Below are 12,822 nucleotides of genomic sequence, written 5' to 3'. Positions count from 1 at the left end.
GGTTCGGGGCAGAGCCTAACACTGTGATCCAGAAGATGGGGGCGTCAGTCGTTGATCAACTTGCCCGCCCGAATCGGCTCGCGCCCCGCCACTTTCGCCTGCCAGGTGCCCGGCTGGGTGTAGCGTCCACGATCGATGGCAAACAACACGCCGCTGGTGCCGGCGCGCACGGTGGTCACGCGGTCCTGCAACGGATCGACCACTTCGAACAACGCATCACCGCGCTCCACCCATTCACCGGCATTGCGCAGGAAACTCACCACGCCATGGTGCGGGGCGAACAGGTATTCGGTGCCTTCGAACGGCATACCTTCGCAGCATTCGTCCGGCGCCTTCGGCCATTCGCCGCTGATGAAGCCTTGCTCGGCCAAAAAGCCCAGGATCGCCTCGCAATTGGCCTGAGCCTGATCGACGCGGGTGTCGCCCATGCTGCCCAGTTCCAGGGTGGTGGCGAGGTTGGCCGGCGGGATAGCCGCCTCCGGGAACATCCGCGCCAGACGCAACCATGGAGTGGAGCACGATTCATCGAACGAACTGCCGCCGGAGTCTTCACACAACAGCGCCACTCCAGCCTTCAAGCGCGCGGCCAGGGATTGCCACTGCGGCCAGTGTTGCGGCAGCGCATAAATGTGAATCGCGGCATCGAAATCGCAATGCAGATCGAGGGTGATATCGGCCTCACAGGCGTGGCGCAGCAACAGACGGTGCAGCGCTTCCAGTTGCGAGGCAGGGGCTGGCAGCTCGTCGAGGATTTGGCCCATGGTCTGGCGGATCAACGCAATGTTGGCCTGGGCATCACCGCCCAACTGCTCGCCGATACGCTCGGCCACCGGCGCGCTGAGTTCGACGAAGGAGCGGTTGAAGTTCTTGCCGCTGCCCAGCTCGAAGCGCCCCATGTGGCTGCCTTGCAGATGCTGATCGAGGCCGATCGGGTTGGCCACCGGCACCAGTTCGATCACACCTTGTAACTGGCCGTTGGATTCCAGCTCGGCAAGGCGTTTCTTCAGTTCCCACGCAGTGCGCATGCCCGGCAGCTCATCGGCGTGCAGGCTGGCCTGGATGTAGACCTTGCGCGGGCCGGCGCCGTAACGGAAGACGCTGAGGGAACGTTCGCTGCCCAGGTGGCTCCAGGGCAGAACATGATCGATGCGTTGCATGGGGAACTCCGGAAATTCTGTAGTGGCTGCTAGACAGCGACTGCATTGAAAATGTGCTGACAGGATAAATCACGGGCGAAAAAAAAGTGGCCACCGCGTCAACGGGGCCACTTTTTTCTACGGCGTATTAATGGCCGTACACGTCAAAGTCGAAGTACTTGTCCTGCACTTGCTTGTACTTGCCGTTGGCGCGGATTTCATTGATGGCGGTGTTGAATTTCTCCGCCAGCTCGGTATCGCCTTTACGCACGGCAATACCGGCGCCACCGCCGAAGTACTTGGCGTCTTCGTAGGTCGGACCGACGAACTCGAAGCCTTTGCCGGCGTCGGTTTTCAGGAAGCCGTCGCTCAGGTTGACCGAGTCGGCCAGCATCGCGTCGATACGACCGGAGACCATGTCCAGGTTGGCTTCCTGCTGCGAGCCGTAACGCACCAGTTCGATCCCGGCCGGTACCAGCACTTCAGTGGCGTAGCGGTCGTGGGTACTGGCACGCAGCACGCCGACTTTCTTGCCTTTGAGCTCTGTCAGCGGGTCTTTCACGCCCGAGCCTGCTTTCATTACGAAGCGCGCCGGGGTGTGGTAGTACTTGATGGTGAAATCGACGTTTTTCTTGCGGTCGTCAGTGATGGTCATCGAGGACAGGATCGCGTCGATCTTCTTCACTTTCAGCGCCGGGATCAGGCCGTCGAACTCTTGCTCGACCCAGGTGCATTTGACTTTCATCTGCTCACACAGCGCATCGCCGATGTCCACGTCGAAACCAGCCAGTTTGCCGTCAGGGGTTTTCATCGAGAATGGCGGGTAACCGGCTTCGATACCGATACGGATCGGTTTGGCGTCTTCGGCCACGGCGGTCAGGGACAACATCGACAGTGCCAGGGCACCGAACATAACCAGCTTTTTCATTTATAACTCCCGTGTGCGGAGGCTTTTATTGGCAGCTTTCGATTGTCAGGTTCGGCCTTGGGCTGTGTAGCGCAAAGAAACCGAAGTGGCCGGCAGTCTATGGCGGCGCGCACGGGGCAAATTGTTTTTAAGCGACAAATACTTACAGAAAATCGGCGAGTACCATCACGTGGGAAAAGTCTGCGCCAGAGCGGTGCAAGGGTTGTAGGACAAAGCCGACAAAAGCTGCCGCCGAAGCGGCAACCCTCTGGCTATCAGCAATCGCAAGCGATCGGCGCGGTGGCGACGCGCGGTGTGGCAACACTCAACTGGAAGCCTTCATCCAGCCACCCGGTGACCCCGCCGATCATCTCCTTGACCGGGTAACCCAGCGCCGCCAGTTTCACCGCCGCCTTGTTGGCGCCATTGCAGTGGGGACCAGCGCAATAAACCACGAAAAGCGTGTTTTTCGAGTAATCCACCAGCCCTTCCGCCGTCAGCAAACGCCCCGGAATATTGATTGCCCCCGGCACATGACCACGTTCGAAGGCCAGCGGCCCGCGCACATCGACCAGCACAAAATCGATCTCGCCAGCCTGTTGGCTACTGAAAACGTCGGAACAATCGGTTTCGAAGGTCAGACGGTTGCTGAAGTGCATCAGGGCAATCGCCGAAGGGGCGGCAGGAATTTCGCGAACCAGGCTGGGCATGTTGTGTTGCTCCTACGTCTGTGAAGGGATGAACAGACTTTATCGAGCCGCCGCTTGCCGCTACAGTGGCGCACAAGACACTCACCGGGAATTTTCCGCCAAATGCCTGATTCATCTGGATTGGTCGCGATTTTGGCCTACGACGGCCTCTGTACGTTCGAGTTCGGCATCGCCGTGGAGATCTTCGGCCTGGCCCGGCCGGAGTTCGATTTTCCGTGGTACCAGCACTGCATCGCCGCCGTCGATCAAGGCCCGATGCGCGCCATGGGCGGAATTCAGGTGCTGGCCGATGGCGGTCTGGAGCTGTTGGCGGAGGCGCGCACCATCATCATTCCCGGCTGGCGCGACCGCAGCGCGCCGGTGCCGGAGGCATTGCTCGAAGCCTTGCGTGATGCGCATTCACGCGGCGCCCGGTTGCTGTCGATCTGCTCGGGCGTCTTTGTGCTGGCAGCCAGCGGCCTGCTCGACGGGCATGGCGCCACCACCCACTGGCGCTACGCCTCGGAGCTGGCCGAGCGCTTCCCGGCCATCGATGTCGATCCGGATGTGCTTTACGTCGATTCCGGCCAGTTGATCACCTCGGCTGGCAGTGCGGCCGGGATCGACGCCTGCCTGCATCTGGTGGCGCGGGACTTCGGCACTCAGGTGGCCAATTCGGTGGCGCGACGATTGGTAATGTCGCCGCAGCGCACCGGCGGTCAGGCGCAATTCATTCCCACACCGGTCAGCCCGACGCCGCGCAGCGACTTGTCGCGCGTGATGCAGTGGGCCCGCGAGCGCCTGCATGAGCCACTTGAAGTGCGCAATCTGGCCAGCGAAGCGGCGATGAGCGAACGCACCTTCCTGCGCAAATTTACCGAAGCCAGCGGCCAGTCACCCAAGGCCTGGCTGCAACACGAGCGTCTGGCCCGGGCCCGGGAATTGCTGGAAAGCACGCCACAGAACACCGAGCAGATCGCCCAGCGCTGCGGTTATCGTTCGGTGGAAAGCTTTCGCGTAGCGTTTCGCAGCGTGGTCGGCGTGCCGCCATCGGTGTATCGCGAGCGCTTTGGTCGTGAGATCAAGGCTTGCGCAACAGATAAGTGTCCATGATCCAGCCATGCTCGGCCCGCGCCGCCTTGCGCACCCGTTCGATCTCATCGGCAACATCACTGAGCTTGCCGCTGATGAGGATTTCATCCGGCGTGCCGAGGTAGGCACCCCAGTAAATCTCTGTCTCCTGATCCGCCACCTGATGGTAGGAATCTTCCGCGTCGAGCATCACTACCAGGCTGTCGGTATCACTCACCTGCCCCGCCGCCAGGCGTCGGCCGGTGGTGATTTCAATCGAGTGGCCGATGGTGTTCAACGGCACCTTGTGCTGCGCCGCCAGGGCCTGAACGCTGGTGATGCCGGGAATCACGTCGAATTCGAACGCGCATCGTCCTGAGGCCAGGATTGCCTGAAGGATGCGAATCGTACTGTCGTACAACGCCGGATCGCCCCACACCAGAAAACCGCCGCACTGTCCGTCAGCCAATTCGTCATTGATCAGGCGTTCGAAGGTTTGCTGCTTGGCGCGGTTCAGATCATCGACGCTGGCGTTGTAGTCCACATCGCCGCGCTCGCGCTCCGGGCTGTGGGCTTCGGCGAAACGGTAGGTACGATCGGTGATGTAGCGTTCGCAGATTTCGCGACGCAGGTCGATCAACTTGTCCTTGCTCTGGCCCTTGTCCATCAGGAAGAACACGTCCACCTGATTCAGCGCCTTCACCGCCTGCATCGTTATGTAGTCGGGGTTGCCGGCACCAATGCCGATGACCAGCAAGCGTTTCATGAACGGTCTCCTCCAGTATCGATGCCGGACACGCGTAGCCGCCAGCGTCCGAAGAAACTCAACTCGACCACCGCCAACGGCTCGATATCGATGCTGTGGAAGGCCTGGCCCTGCATGACCTGCATCAGCGCCGCACGAATGATGAACGGATGCGTGACGGCCACGACATGACCCGGCGTGGTTTGCAGGTTCGCCAGCCAAGCTGCCACTCGCTCGCCGAGTTGCACCACCGATTCCCCGCCGTGCGGCGCGGCGCCGGGATCTTCGAGCCAGGCTTGCAGGGCTTCCGGTTCATCTCGCTGCAGGTCTTTGATCGACTGCCCCTGCCAACGGCCCCAGTCGCAATCGCGCAGTGCTTCATCCACCTGGGCATCGTGACCGAACCATTCGGCGGTCTGGCGCGTGCGCAATTCCGGGCCGCAGATCAAATGCCGTGGGAACCCGAACCGAGCGGCCAGCGAGTCAGACGCTACAGCGCTTTCTTCAACAGCTTCGTTCGTAGGAAAACGCGCCAATTTTTGTGCGACGGTTCTGGCGTGACACATCAAGGTCAAACGGGTGGCTTGCACAATGAGTCACTCAGTCAGAAGGTAAAAAACACTCGGCAACATGCCGACAGGACGGCAATTGTGCCGTAAACCGGGCGGTTCCGGGGAAGCCCTTCAATCGCCCTGTCAAAACAAAGCGGCAATATCTGACGCAACAATGGGCAATGGACTACAAGATCAATCGATAGACGTGTAGCCCTTGTTACACGGGCATCTCGCCCCATTTTGGGGCTGAAATAATTGCCAGGAAAATTCACTAGACATGTAACGCCAGTTACATAAATACTGTTTTAAAGGATTGTGAAGCGAATTCAACACACCCATCCAGCAGGAGCCCGGATGCCCCCTCTCAGAGACCTGATTACTGATCCCGGCCTGGACCTTACGCCATCAGAGCGCAAAGTCGTCCGGGCCTTGCTCGATCAGTACCCGCGCAACGGGCTCGGCCCGATGGCGCGCCTGGCCGAGCACGCCGGCGTCAGCGATCCGACCATCGTGCGTCTGGTAAAAAAACTCGGTTTTGGCGGTTACGCCGAATTCCAGGACGCCCTCCTCAGCGACATGGATCATCGCTTGCGCTCGCCGCGCACGCTGTTGCAACCGCGTTCGAACCTGAATCAGGACGATGCCTGGAGCCACTATCTGGCCCACAGCCACAATTTGCTGGCGGAAACCCAGGCCCTGACCCAACCCGAAGACGTGCGGATACTGGCGCAGTGGCTGCTCGACACTCGCCATCAGGTCTACTGCTTCGGCGGGCGTTTCAGCAGCCTGATGGCCACTTACTTGCTCAATCATTTGCGTCTGCTGCGCCCCGGTTGCTTTGCGCTGGAGGACAACGCGCAATTGCCGGATCGTCTGTTCGACCTGCAACGCCAGGACGTGGTGCTGGTGTTCGACTATCGCCGCTACCAGACCCAGGCCCTGCGCGTGGCCACTGCGGCCAAGAACAACAACGCTCGCGTCGTACTGTTCACCGACATCTATGCCTCGCCACTGCGCGAGCTGGCCGACATGATCATCAGCGCTCCGGTGGAGTCGGCCTCGCCGTTCGACACCATGGTCCCGGCGCTGGCTCAGGTTGAAGCGCTGATCGCTTGCCTGACCCTGCGCAGCACGGACCTGGCCGATCGCCTGGAAGGCATCGATGCCCTGCGCAACGACTTCGACACCCATTTGCTGGAGGATAAATAAGGATGTTCAGCCTTCCCCACCGCTCGCCGCGGGACCTGCCGTTTGTCACCGACCACACCGCGCTGTTGCTGGTGGACATGCAGCGTGCCTGGCTCGAACCGCAGTTCGACCCGCACCTCGAAGGCCCGGACGCCGCCTACTTCCTCAATCGCACACGCTCGCAAGTGGTTCCCAATCAGGTACGCCTGCTCAACGCCTTCCGCGACGCACGGCAAAACGTGCTGCACACCCTGATCGAAAGCCTGACCGCCGACGGCCGCGACCGCTCGCTGGATCACAAACTGTCGGACATGCACCTGCCCAAGGGCAGCCCGCAGGCACAGGTCATCGCCGATCTGACCCCGGCGGAAAACGAAATCGTGCTGCCGAAGACGTCTTCCGGGGTCTTCAACTCGACCAACATCGACTACGTGCTGCGCAACCTCGAAACCCGACACCTGATCATCGCCGGCATCGTCACCGACCAATGCGTGGACATGGCCGTGCGCGACGCCGCCGACCGTGGCTATCTGGTCACTCTGGTGGCAGACGCCTGCGCGACCTACACCGAAGCACGTCACGACGCCTGCCTTAACGCAATCAAGGGCTACTGCTGGATCACCGATACCGACACCGTGCTCGATCGTCTGCGGGAGATGCAGCCATGAGCGAACGACTGTCGCCGTTGCCGATGACCACCATCGTCACCACCGACCTGATCGGCATCACACGTGGCCGCTCGTTTCCCAGCGATGAGCTGGAACACTATCAGGCCGGCGGTTGCGGCTGGGTGCCGGCCAACAGCGCTTTGACGCCACAGGACATCATTGCCTCGACCAACCCGTGGGGCGCCTATGGCGATCTGCGGCTGATTCCCGACCTCGCCAGCCGCGTCACGGTCGGCAACGGGCCGGACGCCGCTGCCCCGGCGCTGGACTTCATCCACGGCGACATCCGCGAAACCGACGGCCGCCCGTGGGGCGCCTGTCCGCGCACATTGCTGAGCGATGAAATCGAGCGGTATCGCGACCAGCTCGGCTTGCAGGTCAACGCCGCGTTCGAACACGAATTCAACTTGCACGCAGGGTTTGCCGAACATCTGGCCTTCTCCCTTGAGGCCCAGCGCCAGGGCGCGGAGTTCGGTGGCTGGCTGCTCAGCGCATTGCGCGCCGGTGGCGTCGAGCCGGAAATGTTCCTGCCCGAATACGGCAAGCATCAATACGAAATCACCTGCCGCCCGACCCTCGGCGTGGCGGCGGCGGATCGCGCGGTGAACGTGCGCGAGATCACCCGCGAAATCGCCCGGCAGATGGGCCTGGATTTGAGCTTTGCGCCGAAGACCGCCGCCGACGCGGTGTGCAACGGCGTTCACCTGCATGTCAGCCTGCTGGATCTGGCCGGCCAGCCGATGCTGTACGACGCCGGCACCAGCAATGGTTTGTCGACTCTCGGCCAGCACTGGGCGGCGGGTGTCCTGCATTACTTGCCGGCGCTGTGTGCTTTCACCGCGCCGACCCCGGTGTCGTACGAGCGTTTGCAGCCGCATCACTGGAGCGCGTCTTACGCGTGCCTCGGGCAACAGAACCGCGAAGCGGCGCTGCGCATCTGCCCGACCGTGAGCCTGGGCAGCAAATCCGTGGCGAAGCAGTACAACCTGGAGTTCCGCGCCATGGATGCCACCGCCTCGCCGCATCTGGCGATGGCCGCGCTGCTGATCGCCGGACGCCTGGGCATCGAACAGCGTCTGGCGCTGAACGCGATCACCGATGAAATCCCGGATTCACTCAACGACGAACAACGCAAGGCGCGGGGCATCGTTGCCCTGCCCGCCTCTTTGGCTCAGGCACTGGAATGCCTGCGTCGCAGCGAAGCGCTGATGGCAGCGCTGCCGGCACCGTTGCTCGACACGTATTTCGCCCTTAAAACCGAGGAACTGGCGCTGACGGAACAGCTCTCGCCCGCTGACCTGTGTGAGCACTATGCACGCCTGTACTGAATCCGCCGAGCTTGGGTTGTACACCCGACCGGTCTACAAACTGACCCGCGAAGATTCGACGCACCCGCTGATTCTGGTGTGCGAGCACGCCAGCCGCTACATCCCCGACGCCCTCAACAATCTGGGCCTGGATGACACGGCTGCGCGCGAACACATTGCCTGGGACATCGGTGCGCTGGAATTGGCCGAACAACTGTCGGAGAAGATCGGCGCCACGCTGCTGAGCGCCAATTATTCGCGACTGTTGATCGACCTCAACCGGCCGCGCCACGCCCCGGACAGCATTCCGGCGCAGAGCGAGATCTACCAGGTGCCTGGCAATCGCGAGCTCGACGAAGCCACCCGTGAGTACCGTCGCCAGTGCCTGTTCAAGCCGTTTCACACACGGCTGCAACAACTGATCGACGAGCGCTTGGCCGAAGGCCGGCTGGTGCGGGTGGTGGGGATTCACAGTTTTACCCCGGTGTACTACGGCCAGCCACGTGAGCTGGAAGTCGGCGTGCTGTTCGGTCAGGCCAAGGCATACGCCCAACGCCTGCTCGACGGTCTCGGCGAGCATCCGCTGAAAGTCGCCGGCAACCAGCCGTACAAGATCGACCCGCTGGGGGACATGACCGTGCCAGTGCACGGCGATGCCCGTGGTCTTGAGTCGGTATTGATTGAGGTGCGTAACGACCTGCTGCGCAGCCCGGAAGCGGTGACCCGTTGGGCGAATTATCTGGCCCCCCTGTTGTAAAGATTGTTGTAACCACTGCTGACGCTGGAAACGACGGACCGACATAACAACTAAAACGAACGATTGGCTGACAAGGAGTTGCGCTTCATGGAAATAGAAGAGTTCGGCTACAAACAGGAGTTGAAACGTAGCCTGACACTGACCGATCTGGTGGTGTACGGGATGATCTTCATGATCCCCATCGCCCCGTTCGGCGTGTATGGCTACGTCAACGCCGAGGCACCGGGGATGGTGCCTCTGGCGTACATCATCGGCATGGTGGCAATGGTTTTCACCGCGCTGAGCTACGGCAGCATGGCCCGGGCCTTTCCGATTGCCGGTTCGGTTTATTCCTACGCGCAACGGGGCCTGAATCAACACGTCGGCTTCATCGCCGGCTGGCTGATGCTGCTCGATTACTTGCTGATTCCGCCTCTGCTTTACGTCTACGCGGCGATGGCGCTCAACCATTTGTACCCGGACATCCCAAAGGTTGGATTCATCCTGGCGTTCCTGGTCAGCGCGACGTTCGTCAACCTGCGCGGCATCACCTTCACCGCCCGCATGAACATCGTGTTCCTGCTGGCGCAGCTTGTGGTGCTGGGGATTTTCCTGTTCTACGCCTGGAATGACCTGCATAACGGCGGCGGCAATGGCCAGTTGACCCTGGCGCCGCTGTATCACCCGGAAACCTTCAACTTCGCCCTGCTGATGCAGGCGGTGTCGATTGCGGTGCTGTCATTCCTCGGTTTCGATGCGATCTCCACGCTCGCCGAAGAGATCAAGGGCGATCCGGGCCGCAGCGTCGGCAAAGCGGCGTTGATCACTCTGGTGGTGATGGGCGCGATTTTCGTCGTCCAGACCTGGATCGCCACCGATCTGGCCGCTGGCATGGGCTTCAAGTCCGCCGACACCGCGTTCTATGAAATCGCCGAAATTGCCGCCGGCAGCTGGCTGGCGACTCTGACCGGCGTGGCCACGGCTTTGGCCTGGGGCGTGGCGGTGGCGATCACTTCACAAGCGGCGGTCTCGCGTCTGCTGTTCGGCATGGCCCGCGACGGCAAGCTACCGAAAGTGCTGGCCAAAGTTCACCCGAAACACAACACGCCGTACCTGAGCATCTATCTGGTGGCCGTGTTGTCGCTGGTGATCTGCTACCTGTTCATCAACTCGGTGGACACCCTGACCTCACTGGTCAACTTCGGCGCCCTGAGCGGCTTCATGTTGCTGCACCTGACCGTGATCAATTACTACTGGCGTCGGCAGAAGTCCGGCCAGGTGATCCGTCACCTGATCTGCCCAGTCATCGGCTTCATTATCGTCGCGGCCATCATGTACAACATGGGCGTCGATGCACAAAAACTCGGTTTGATCTGGATCGCCTTGGGTCTGGTGTACCTGTTCTTCCTGAACAAGCTCGGCGCCAGTACCGCGCTGCCTGACCCGAGCAATGGCTGACAAGAAAAAGAGCGGCGTCTGACAACAAATCAGGCGACCGCCGCTTTAACGCGTGGAAACCGACAGTGATAGTCAGGTTCGGCGAATGTGCCGAACCTTTTGATACAGGAGTGCATCCATGCTGGTCTTACGCCCAGTCGAGCCAAACGACCTGCCTCAATTGCAACAACTGGCTCGCGACAGCCTGGTGGGCGTCACGTCCCTGCCGGACGACAGCGAGCGCCTGAACGAAAAAATCGCCACGTCCTGCGCTTCGTTCGACAGCGACGCCGCGGCTCAGGGCCCGGAGAATTACTTTTTCGTGCTGGAAGAGCTGGCCAGCCGTCGTCTGGTTGGTTGCTCGGAGATTCTCGCGACGGCCGGCCACGACGAACCGTTCTACAGCCTGCGCAACCGCCACTTCACCAGCGCATCGCGGGAACTGAACATCGAACACGGCGTTCCGGCGCTGTCGCTGTGCCACGACCTCAGCGGCCACACGCTGCTGCGCGGTTTTCACATCGACGCGGCGCTGGTACGCACACCGTTTTCCGAATTGCTGTCGCGGGCACGGTTATTGTTCATCGCCGCCCACGGGACGCGTTTTGCCGAAGCGGTGATCACCGAAATCGTCGGCTACAGCGACGAGCAAGGCAACTCGCCGTTCTGGGACGCGCTGGGCAAACATTTCTTCGACCTGCCCTACGTCGAGGCCGAACGCCTGTGCGGCTTGCAGAGCCGTACGTTTCTCGCCGAACTGATGCCGCAATACCCGATCTACGTGCCGATGCTGCCACTGGCGGCGCAGGAGTGCATCGGTCGCATCCATCCGGACGGCCAGGAAGCCTTCGACATCCTTGAGCGCGAGGGTTTTGAAACCAACAGCTACATCGACCTGTTCGATGCCGGCCCCACGTTGTACGCGCGCACTGCCAACATCCGTTCGATCGCCCAGAGCCAGACCGCCAAGGTTCAAACGGAACCACTGATCGATGCCCGCGGTCGCTATCTGGTGAGTAACGATGCACTGCATGGCTTTCGGGCGGTGGTCGCCGAGCTGGATTTCCAGCCCGGTCAGCCCCTGGCGCTTACGCCGGCGATTTGTTCAGCACTGAATGTCAGCGCTGGCAGCACGATCCGGGTGATTGCCCTGTGAACCGCGCCCTCACCCAACGACAGTGCCCGAGCAGGCGCGCAAAAGGAGTTGCAGCATGATTGTCCGTCCGGTCCAAGTCAGCGACCTGCCAGCGTTGATGACGCTGGTGCAACAGGCCGGGCCGGGGTTCACCACCCTGCCCGCCAACGAAAATCGCCTGGCCCACCGGGTACGCTGGGCGCAGCGCGCCTTCGCCGAACAGGTCGAGCGGGCCGATGCCGATTATCTGTTCGTGCTCGAGGACGACGAGCAGCGGGTGGTCGGGGTCAGCGCCATGGCCGGGGCCGTCGGCCTGCGCGAGCCCTGGTACAACTATCGGGTCGGGCTGACTGTCAGCTCGGCGCCGGACCTGGGTATCCAGCGACAGATCCCGACACTGTTTCTCAACAATGAACTGACCGGCCAATCGGAACTGTGCTCGCTGTTCCTGCGCCACGACCAGCGCCACGGCAGCAATGGACGTCTGCTGTCATTGGGTCGTTTGCTGTTTGTCGCCGAATTCCCGCACCTGTTCGGCGAGAAGATGATTGCCGAACTGCGCGGCAGTGCCGACGAGCAAGGCTGTTCGCCATTCTGGGACAGTCTGGGCCGGCACTTCTTCCAGATGGACTTCAGCCACGCCGACCACTTGTCCGGGCTGGGCAACAAATCGTTCATCGCCGAACTGATGCCGCGCCAGCCGCTGTACACCTGCATGCTCACCGAACAGGCCCAGGCCGTGATCGGCCAAGCCCATCCGAACACTGAACCGGCACTGAAAATCCTCCAGTCCGAGGGTTTCGCCCATAAAGGCTATATCGACATCTTCGACGGTGGCCCGGTCATCGAAGCGCCGATCCGCGGCATCCGCACCGTACGCGACAGCCTGGAACTGACCTTGAGTATTGGCGCGCCGGACGATCAGGCGCCGCTATGGCTGATCCACAACCGCCGACTGGAAAACTGCCGCATCACCGTCGCTCCGGGCCGCCGGGTCGGCAGCAGTCTGGTGATCGACCGCCTCACCGCCAAACGCCTGCAATTGCAGCCGGGCAACTCAGTGCGGGCGGTGCCGCTGCTCAATCAACAGCAGCAGGCAGCGGCGGCCTGAGCGCCTCTGCCTGCAGCAAGAAAGCCTGAACAGGTTTTTCCTGGTTAACTTCCTCGTTAATTCGTCATGATCCTTGACCCATTGGCGTGATAGCCTTTTCACCTTCGGCGTTGACACCTTTGCTCAAGCCTTTCCATT

Annotated in this window: 13 protein-coding genes; 8 read left to right on the top strand and 5 right to left on the bottom strand. The window is 61.4% G+C overall.

Annotated features, from left to right (window positions below):
* Positions 1-44: 44 nt before the first annotated feature.
* From NH234_RS12110 to NH234_RS12100, 3 genes are all read right to left on the bottom strand, one after another.
* Positions 45-1,157 carry a M14 family metallopeptidase gene (locus tag NH234_RS12110; protein ID WP_085733165.1) on the bottom strand — a complete coding sequence of 371 codons (1,113 nt, stop codon included), beginning with the start codon at positions 1,155-1,157 and terminating at the stop codon, positions 45-47.
* A gap of 127 nt (positions 1,158-1,284) precedes the next feature.
* Complete coding sequence (locus NH234_RS12105; RefSeq protein ID WP_011333505.1) at positions 1,285-2,064, bottom strand: ABC transporter substrate-binding protein; 780 nt, start codon at positions 2,062-2,064, stop codon at positions 1,285-1,287.
* Between the two features lie 254 nt (positions 2,065-2,318).
* On the bottom strand, positions 2,319-2,753 hold the full coding sequence (locus NH234_RS12100) for a rhodanese-like domain-containing protein (RefSeq protein ID WP_085733166.1): 435 nt from the start codon (positions 2,751-2,753) through the stop codon (positions 2,319-2,321).
* Positions 2,754-2,855: 102 nt separating this feature from the next.
* On the opposite strand from NH234_RS12100, the gene ftrA reads away from it, so the two are divergent.
* On the top strand, positions 2,856-3,845 hold the full coding sequence (ftrA, locus tag NH234_RS12095) for a transcriptional regulator FtrA (RefSeq protein WP_367256667.1): 990 nt from the start codon (positions 2,856-2,858) through the stop codon (positions 3,843-3,845).
* On the opposite strand, the gene cobF is transcribed toward ftrA, so the two are convergent.
* Positions 3,814-4,569, bottom strand: a complete 756-nt coding sequence (gene cobF, locus NH234_RS12090) for a precorrin-6A synthase (deacetylating) (protein ID WP_085733168.1) — start codon at positions 4,567-4,569, stop codon at positions 3,814-3,816. The two genes, ftrA and cobF, sit on opposite strands and share 32 nt — an antisense overlap.
* Complete coding sequence (locus NH234_RS12085; RefSeq protein ID WP_085733169.1) at positions 4,566-5,138, bottom strand: histidine phosphatase family protein; 573 nt, start codon at positions 5,136-5,138, stop codon at positions 4,566-4,568. The genes cobF and NH234_RS12085 overlap by 4 nt, the downstream gene beginning before the upstream one ends.
* A 318-nt stretch (positions 5,139-5,456) precedes the next feature.
* Between NH234_RS12085 and NH234_RS12080 the strand changes: the two genes are divergently transcribed.
* The 7 genes from NH234_RS12080 to astA all read left to right on the top strand — a co-directional run bounded on the left by NH234_RS12080 (position 5,457) and on the right by astA (position 12,684).
* The gene (locus tag NH234_RS12080) at positions 5,457-6,311 is read left to right on the top strand and encodes a MurR/RpiR family transcriptional regulator (RefSeq protein WP_085733170.1); all 855 of its coding nucleotides are present in this window, start codon (positions 5,457-5,459) and stop codon (positions 6,309-6,311) included.
* 2 nt (positions 6,312-6,313) lie between these two features.
* Positions 6,314-6,958, top strand: coding sequence for an isochorismatase family cysteine hydrolase (locus NH234_RS12075; RefSeq protein WP_085733171.1), 645 nt, complete (start codon positions 6,314-6,316; stop codon positions 6,956-6,958).
* A complete protein-coding gene (locus NH234_RS12070) occupies positions 6,955-8,286 on the top strand; it encodes a glutamine synthetase (RefSeq protein WP_367256664.1) in 1,332 nt (443 codons plus the stop codon). Before NH234_RS12075 ends, NH234_RS12070 begins: the two co-directional genes overlap by 4 nt.
* A complete protein-coding gene (locus NH234_RS12065; RefSeq protein ID WP_367256662.1) occupies positions 8,270-9,022 on the top strand; it encodes an N-formylglutamate amidohydrolase in 753 nt (250 codons plus the stop codon). Before NH234_RS12070 ends, NH234_RS12065 begins: the two co-directional genes overlap by 17 nt.
* Before the next feature lie 87 nt (positions 9,023-9,109).
* Positions 9,110-10,459, top strand: coding sequence for an APC family permease (locus NH234_RS12060; protein ID WP_367256660.1), 1,350 nt, complete (start codon positions 9,110-9,112; stop codon positions 10,457-10,459).
* A gap of 118 nt (positions 10,460-10,577) precedes the next feature.
* Positions 10,578-11,594, top strand: a complete 1,017-nt coding sequence (locus NH234_RS12055; protein ID WP_085733175.1) for an arginine N-succinyltransferase — start codon at positions 10,578-10,580, stop codon at positions 11,592-11,594.
* Positions 11,595-11,649: 55 nt separating this feature from the next.
* Positions 11,650-12,684 (top strand): arginine N-succinyltransferase, encoded by a 1,035-nt coding sequence (gene astA / locus NH234_RS12050; RefSeq protein ID WP_367256659.1) that lies wholly within the window; start codon positions 11,650-11,652, stop codon positions 12,682-12,684.
* The last annotated feature ends 138 nt before the right edge of the window (positions 12,685-12,822 follow it).

It is taken from the genome of Pseudomonas sp. stari2 (assembly GCF_040760005.1).
GTDB lineage: Bacteria > Pseudomonadota > Gammaproteobacteria > Pseudomonadales > Pseudomonadaceae > Aquipseudomonas.
The sequence above is the reverse complement of the archived record's forward strand: the minus strand, read 5'-3'. Positions and strand labels throughout refer to the sequence as shown.

What these genes read in the sequence shown, in the direction of transcription:
- NH234_RS12105 (WP_011333505.1), bottom strand. Translation starts at nt 2,064, where the DNA reads ATGAAAAAGCTGGTTATGTTCGGTGCCCTGGCACTGTCGATGTTGTCC.
- NH234_RS12100 (WP_085733166.1), bottom strand. Translation starts at nt 2,753, where the DNA reads ATGCCCAGCCTGGTTCGCGAAATTCCTGCCGCCCCTTCGGCGATTGCC.
- NH234_RS12070 (WP_367256664.1), top strand. Translation starts at nt 6,955, where the DNA reads ATGAGCGAACGACTGTCGCCGTTGCCGATGACCACCATCGTCACCACC.
- NH234_RS12110 (WP_085733165.1), bottom strand. Translation starts at nt 1,157, where the DNA reads ATGCAACGCATCGATCATGTTCTGCCCTGGAGCCACCTGGGCAGCGAA.
- cobF (WP_085733168.1), bottom strand. Translation starts at nt 4,569, where the DNA reads ATGAAACGCTTGCTGGTCATCGGCATTGGTGCCGGCAACCCCGACTAC.
- astA (WP_367256659.1), top strand. Translation starts at nt 11,650, where the DNA reads ATGATTGTCCGTCCGGTCCAAGTCAGCGACCTGCCAGCGTTGATGACG.
- NH234_RS12065 (WP_367256662.1), top strand. Translation starts at nt 8,270, where the DNA reads ATGCACGCCTGTACTGAATCCGCCGAGCTTGGGTTGTACACCCGACCG.
- NH234_RS12060 (WP_367256660.1), top strand. Translation starts at nt 9,110, where the DNA reads ATGGAAATAGAAGAGTTCGGCTACAAACAGGAGTTGAAACGTAGCCTG.
- NH234_RS12080 (WP_085733170.1), top strand. Translation starts at nt 5,457, where the DNA reads ATGCCCCCTCTCAGAGACCTGATTACTGATCCCGGCCTGGACCTTACG.
- ftrA (WP_367256667.1), top strand. Translation starts at nt 2,856, where the DNA reads ATGCCTGATTCATCTGGATTGGTCGCGATTTTGGCCTACGACGGCCTC.
- NH234_RS12055 (WP_085733175.1), top strand. Translation starts at nt 10,578, where the DNA reads ATGCTGGTCTTACGCCCAGTCGAGCCAAACGACCTGCCTCAATTGCAA.
- NH234_RS12075 (WP_085733171.1), top strand. Translation starts at nt 6,314, where the DNA reads ATGTTCAGCCTTCCCCACCGCTCGCCGCGGGACCTGCCGTTTGTCACC.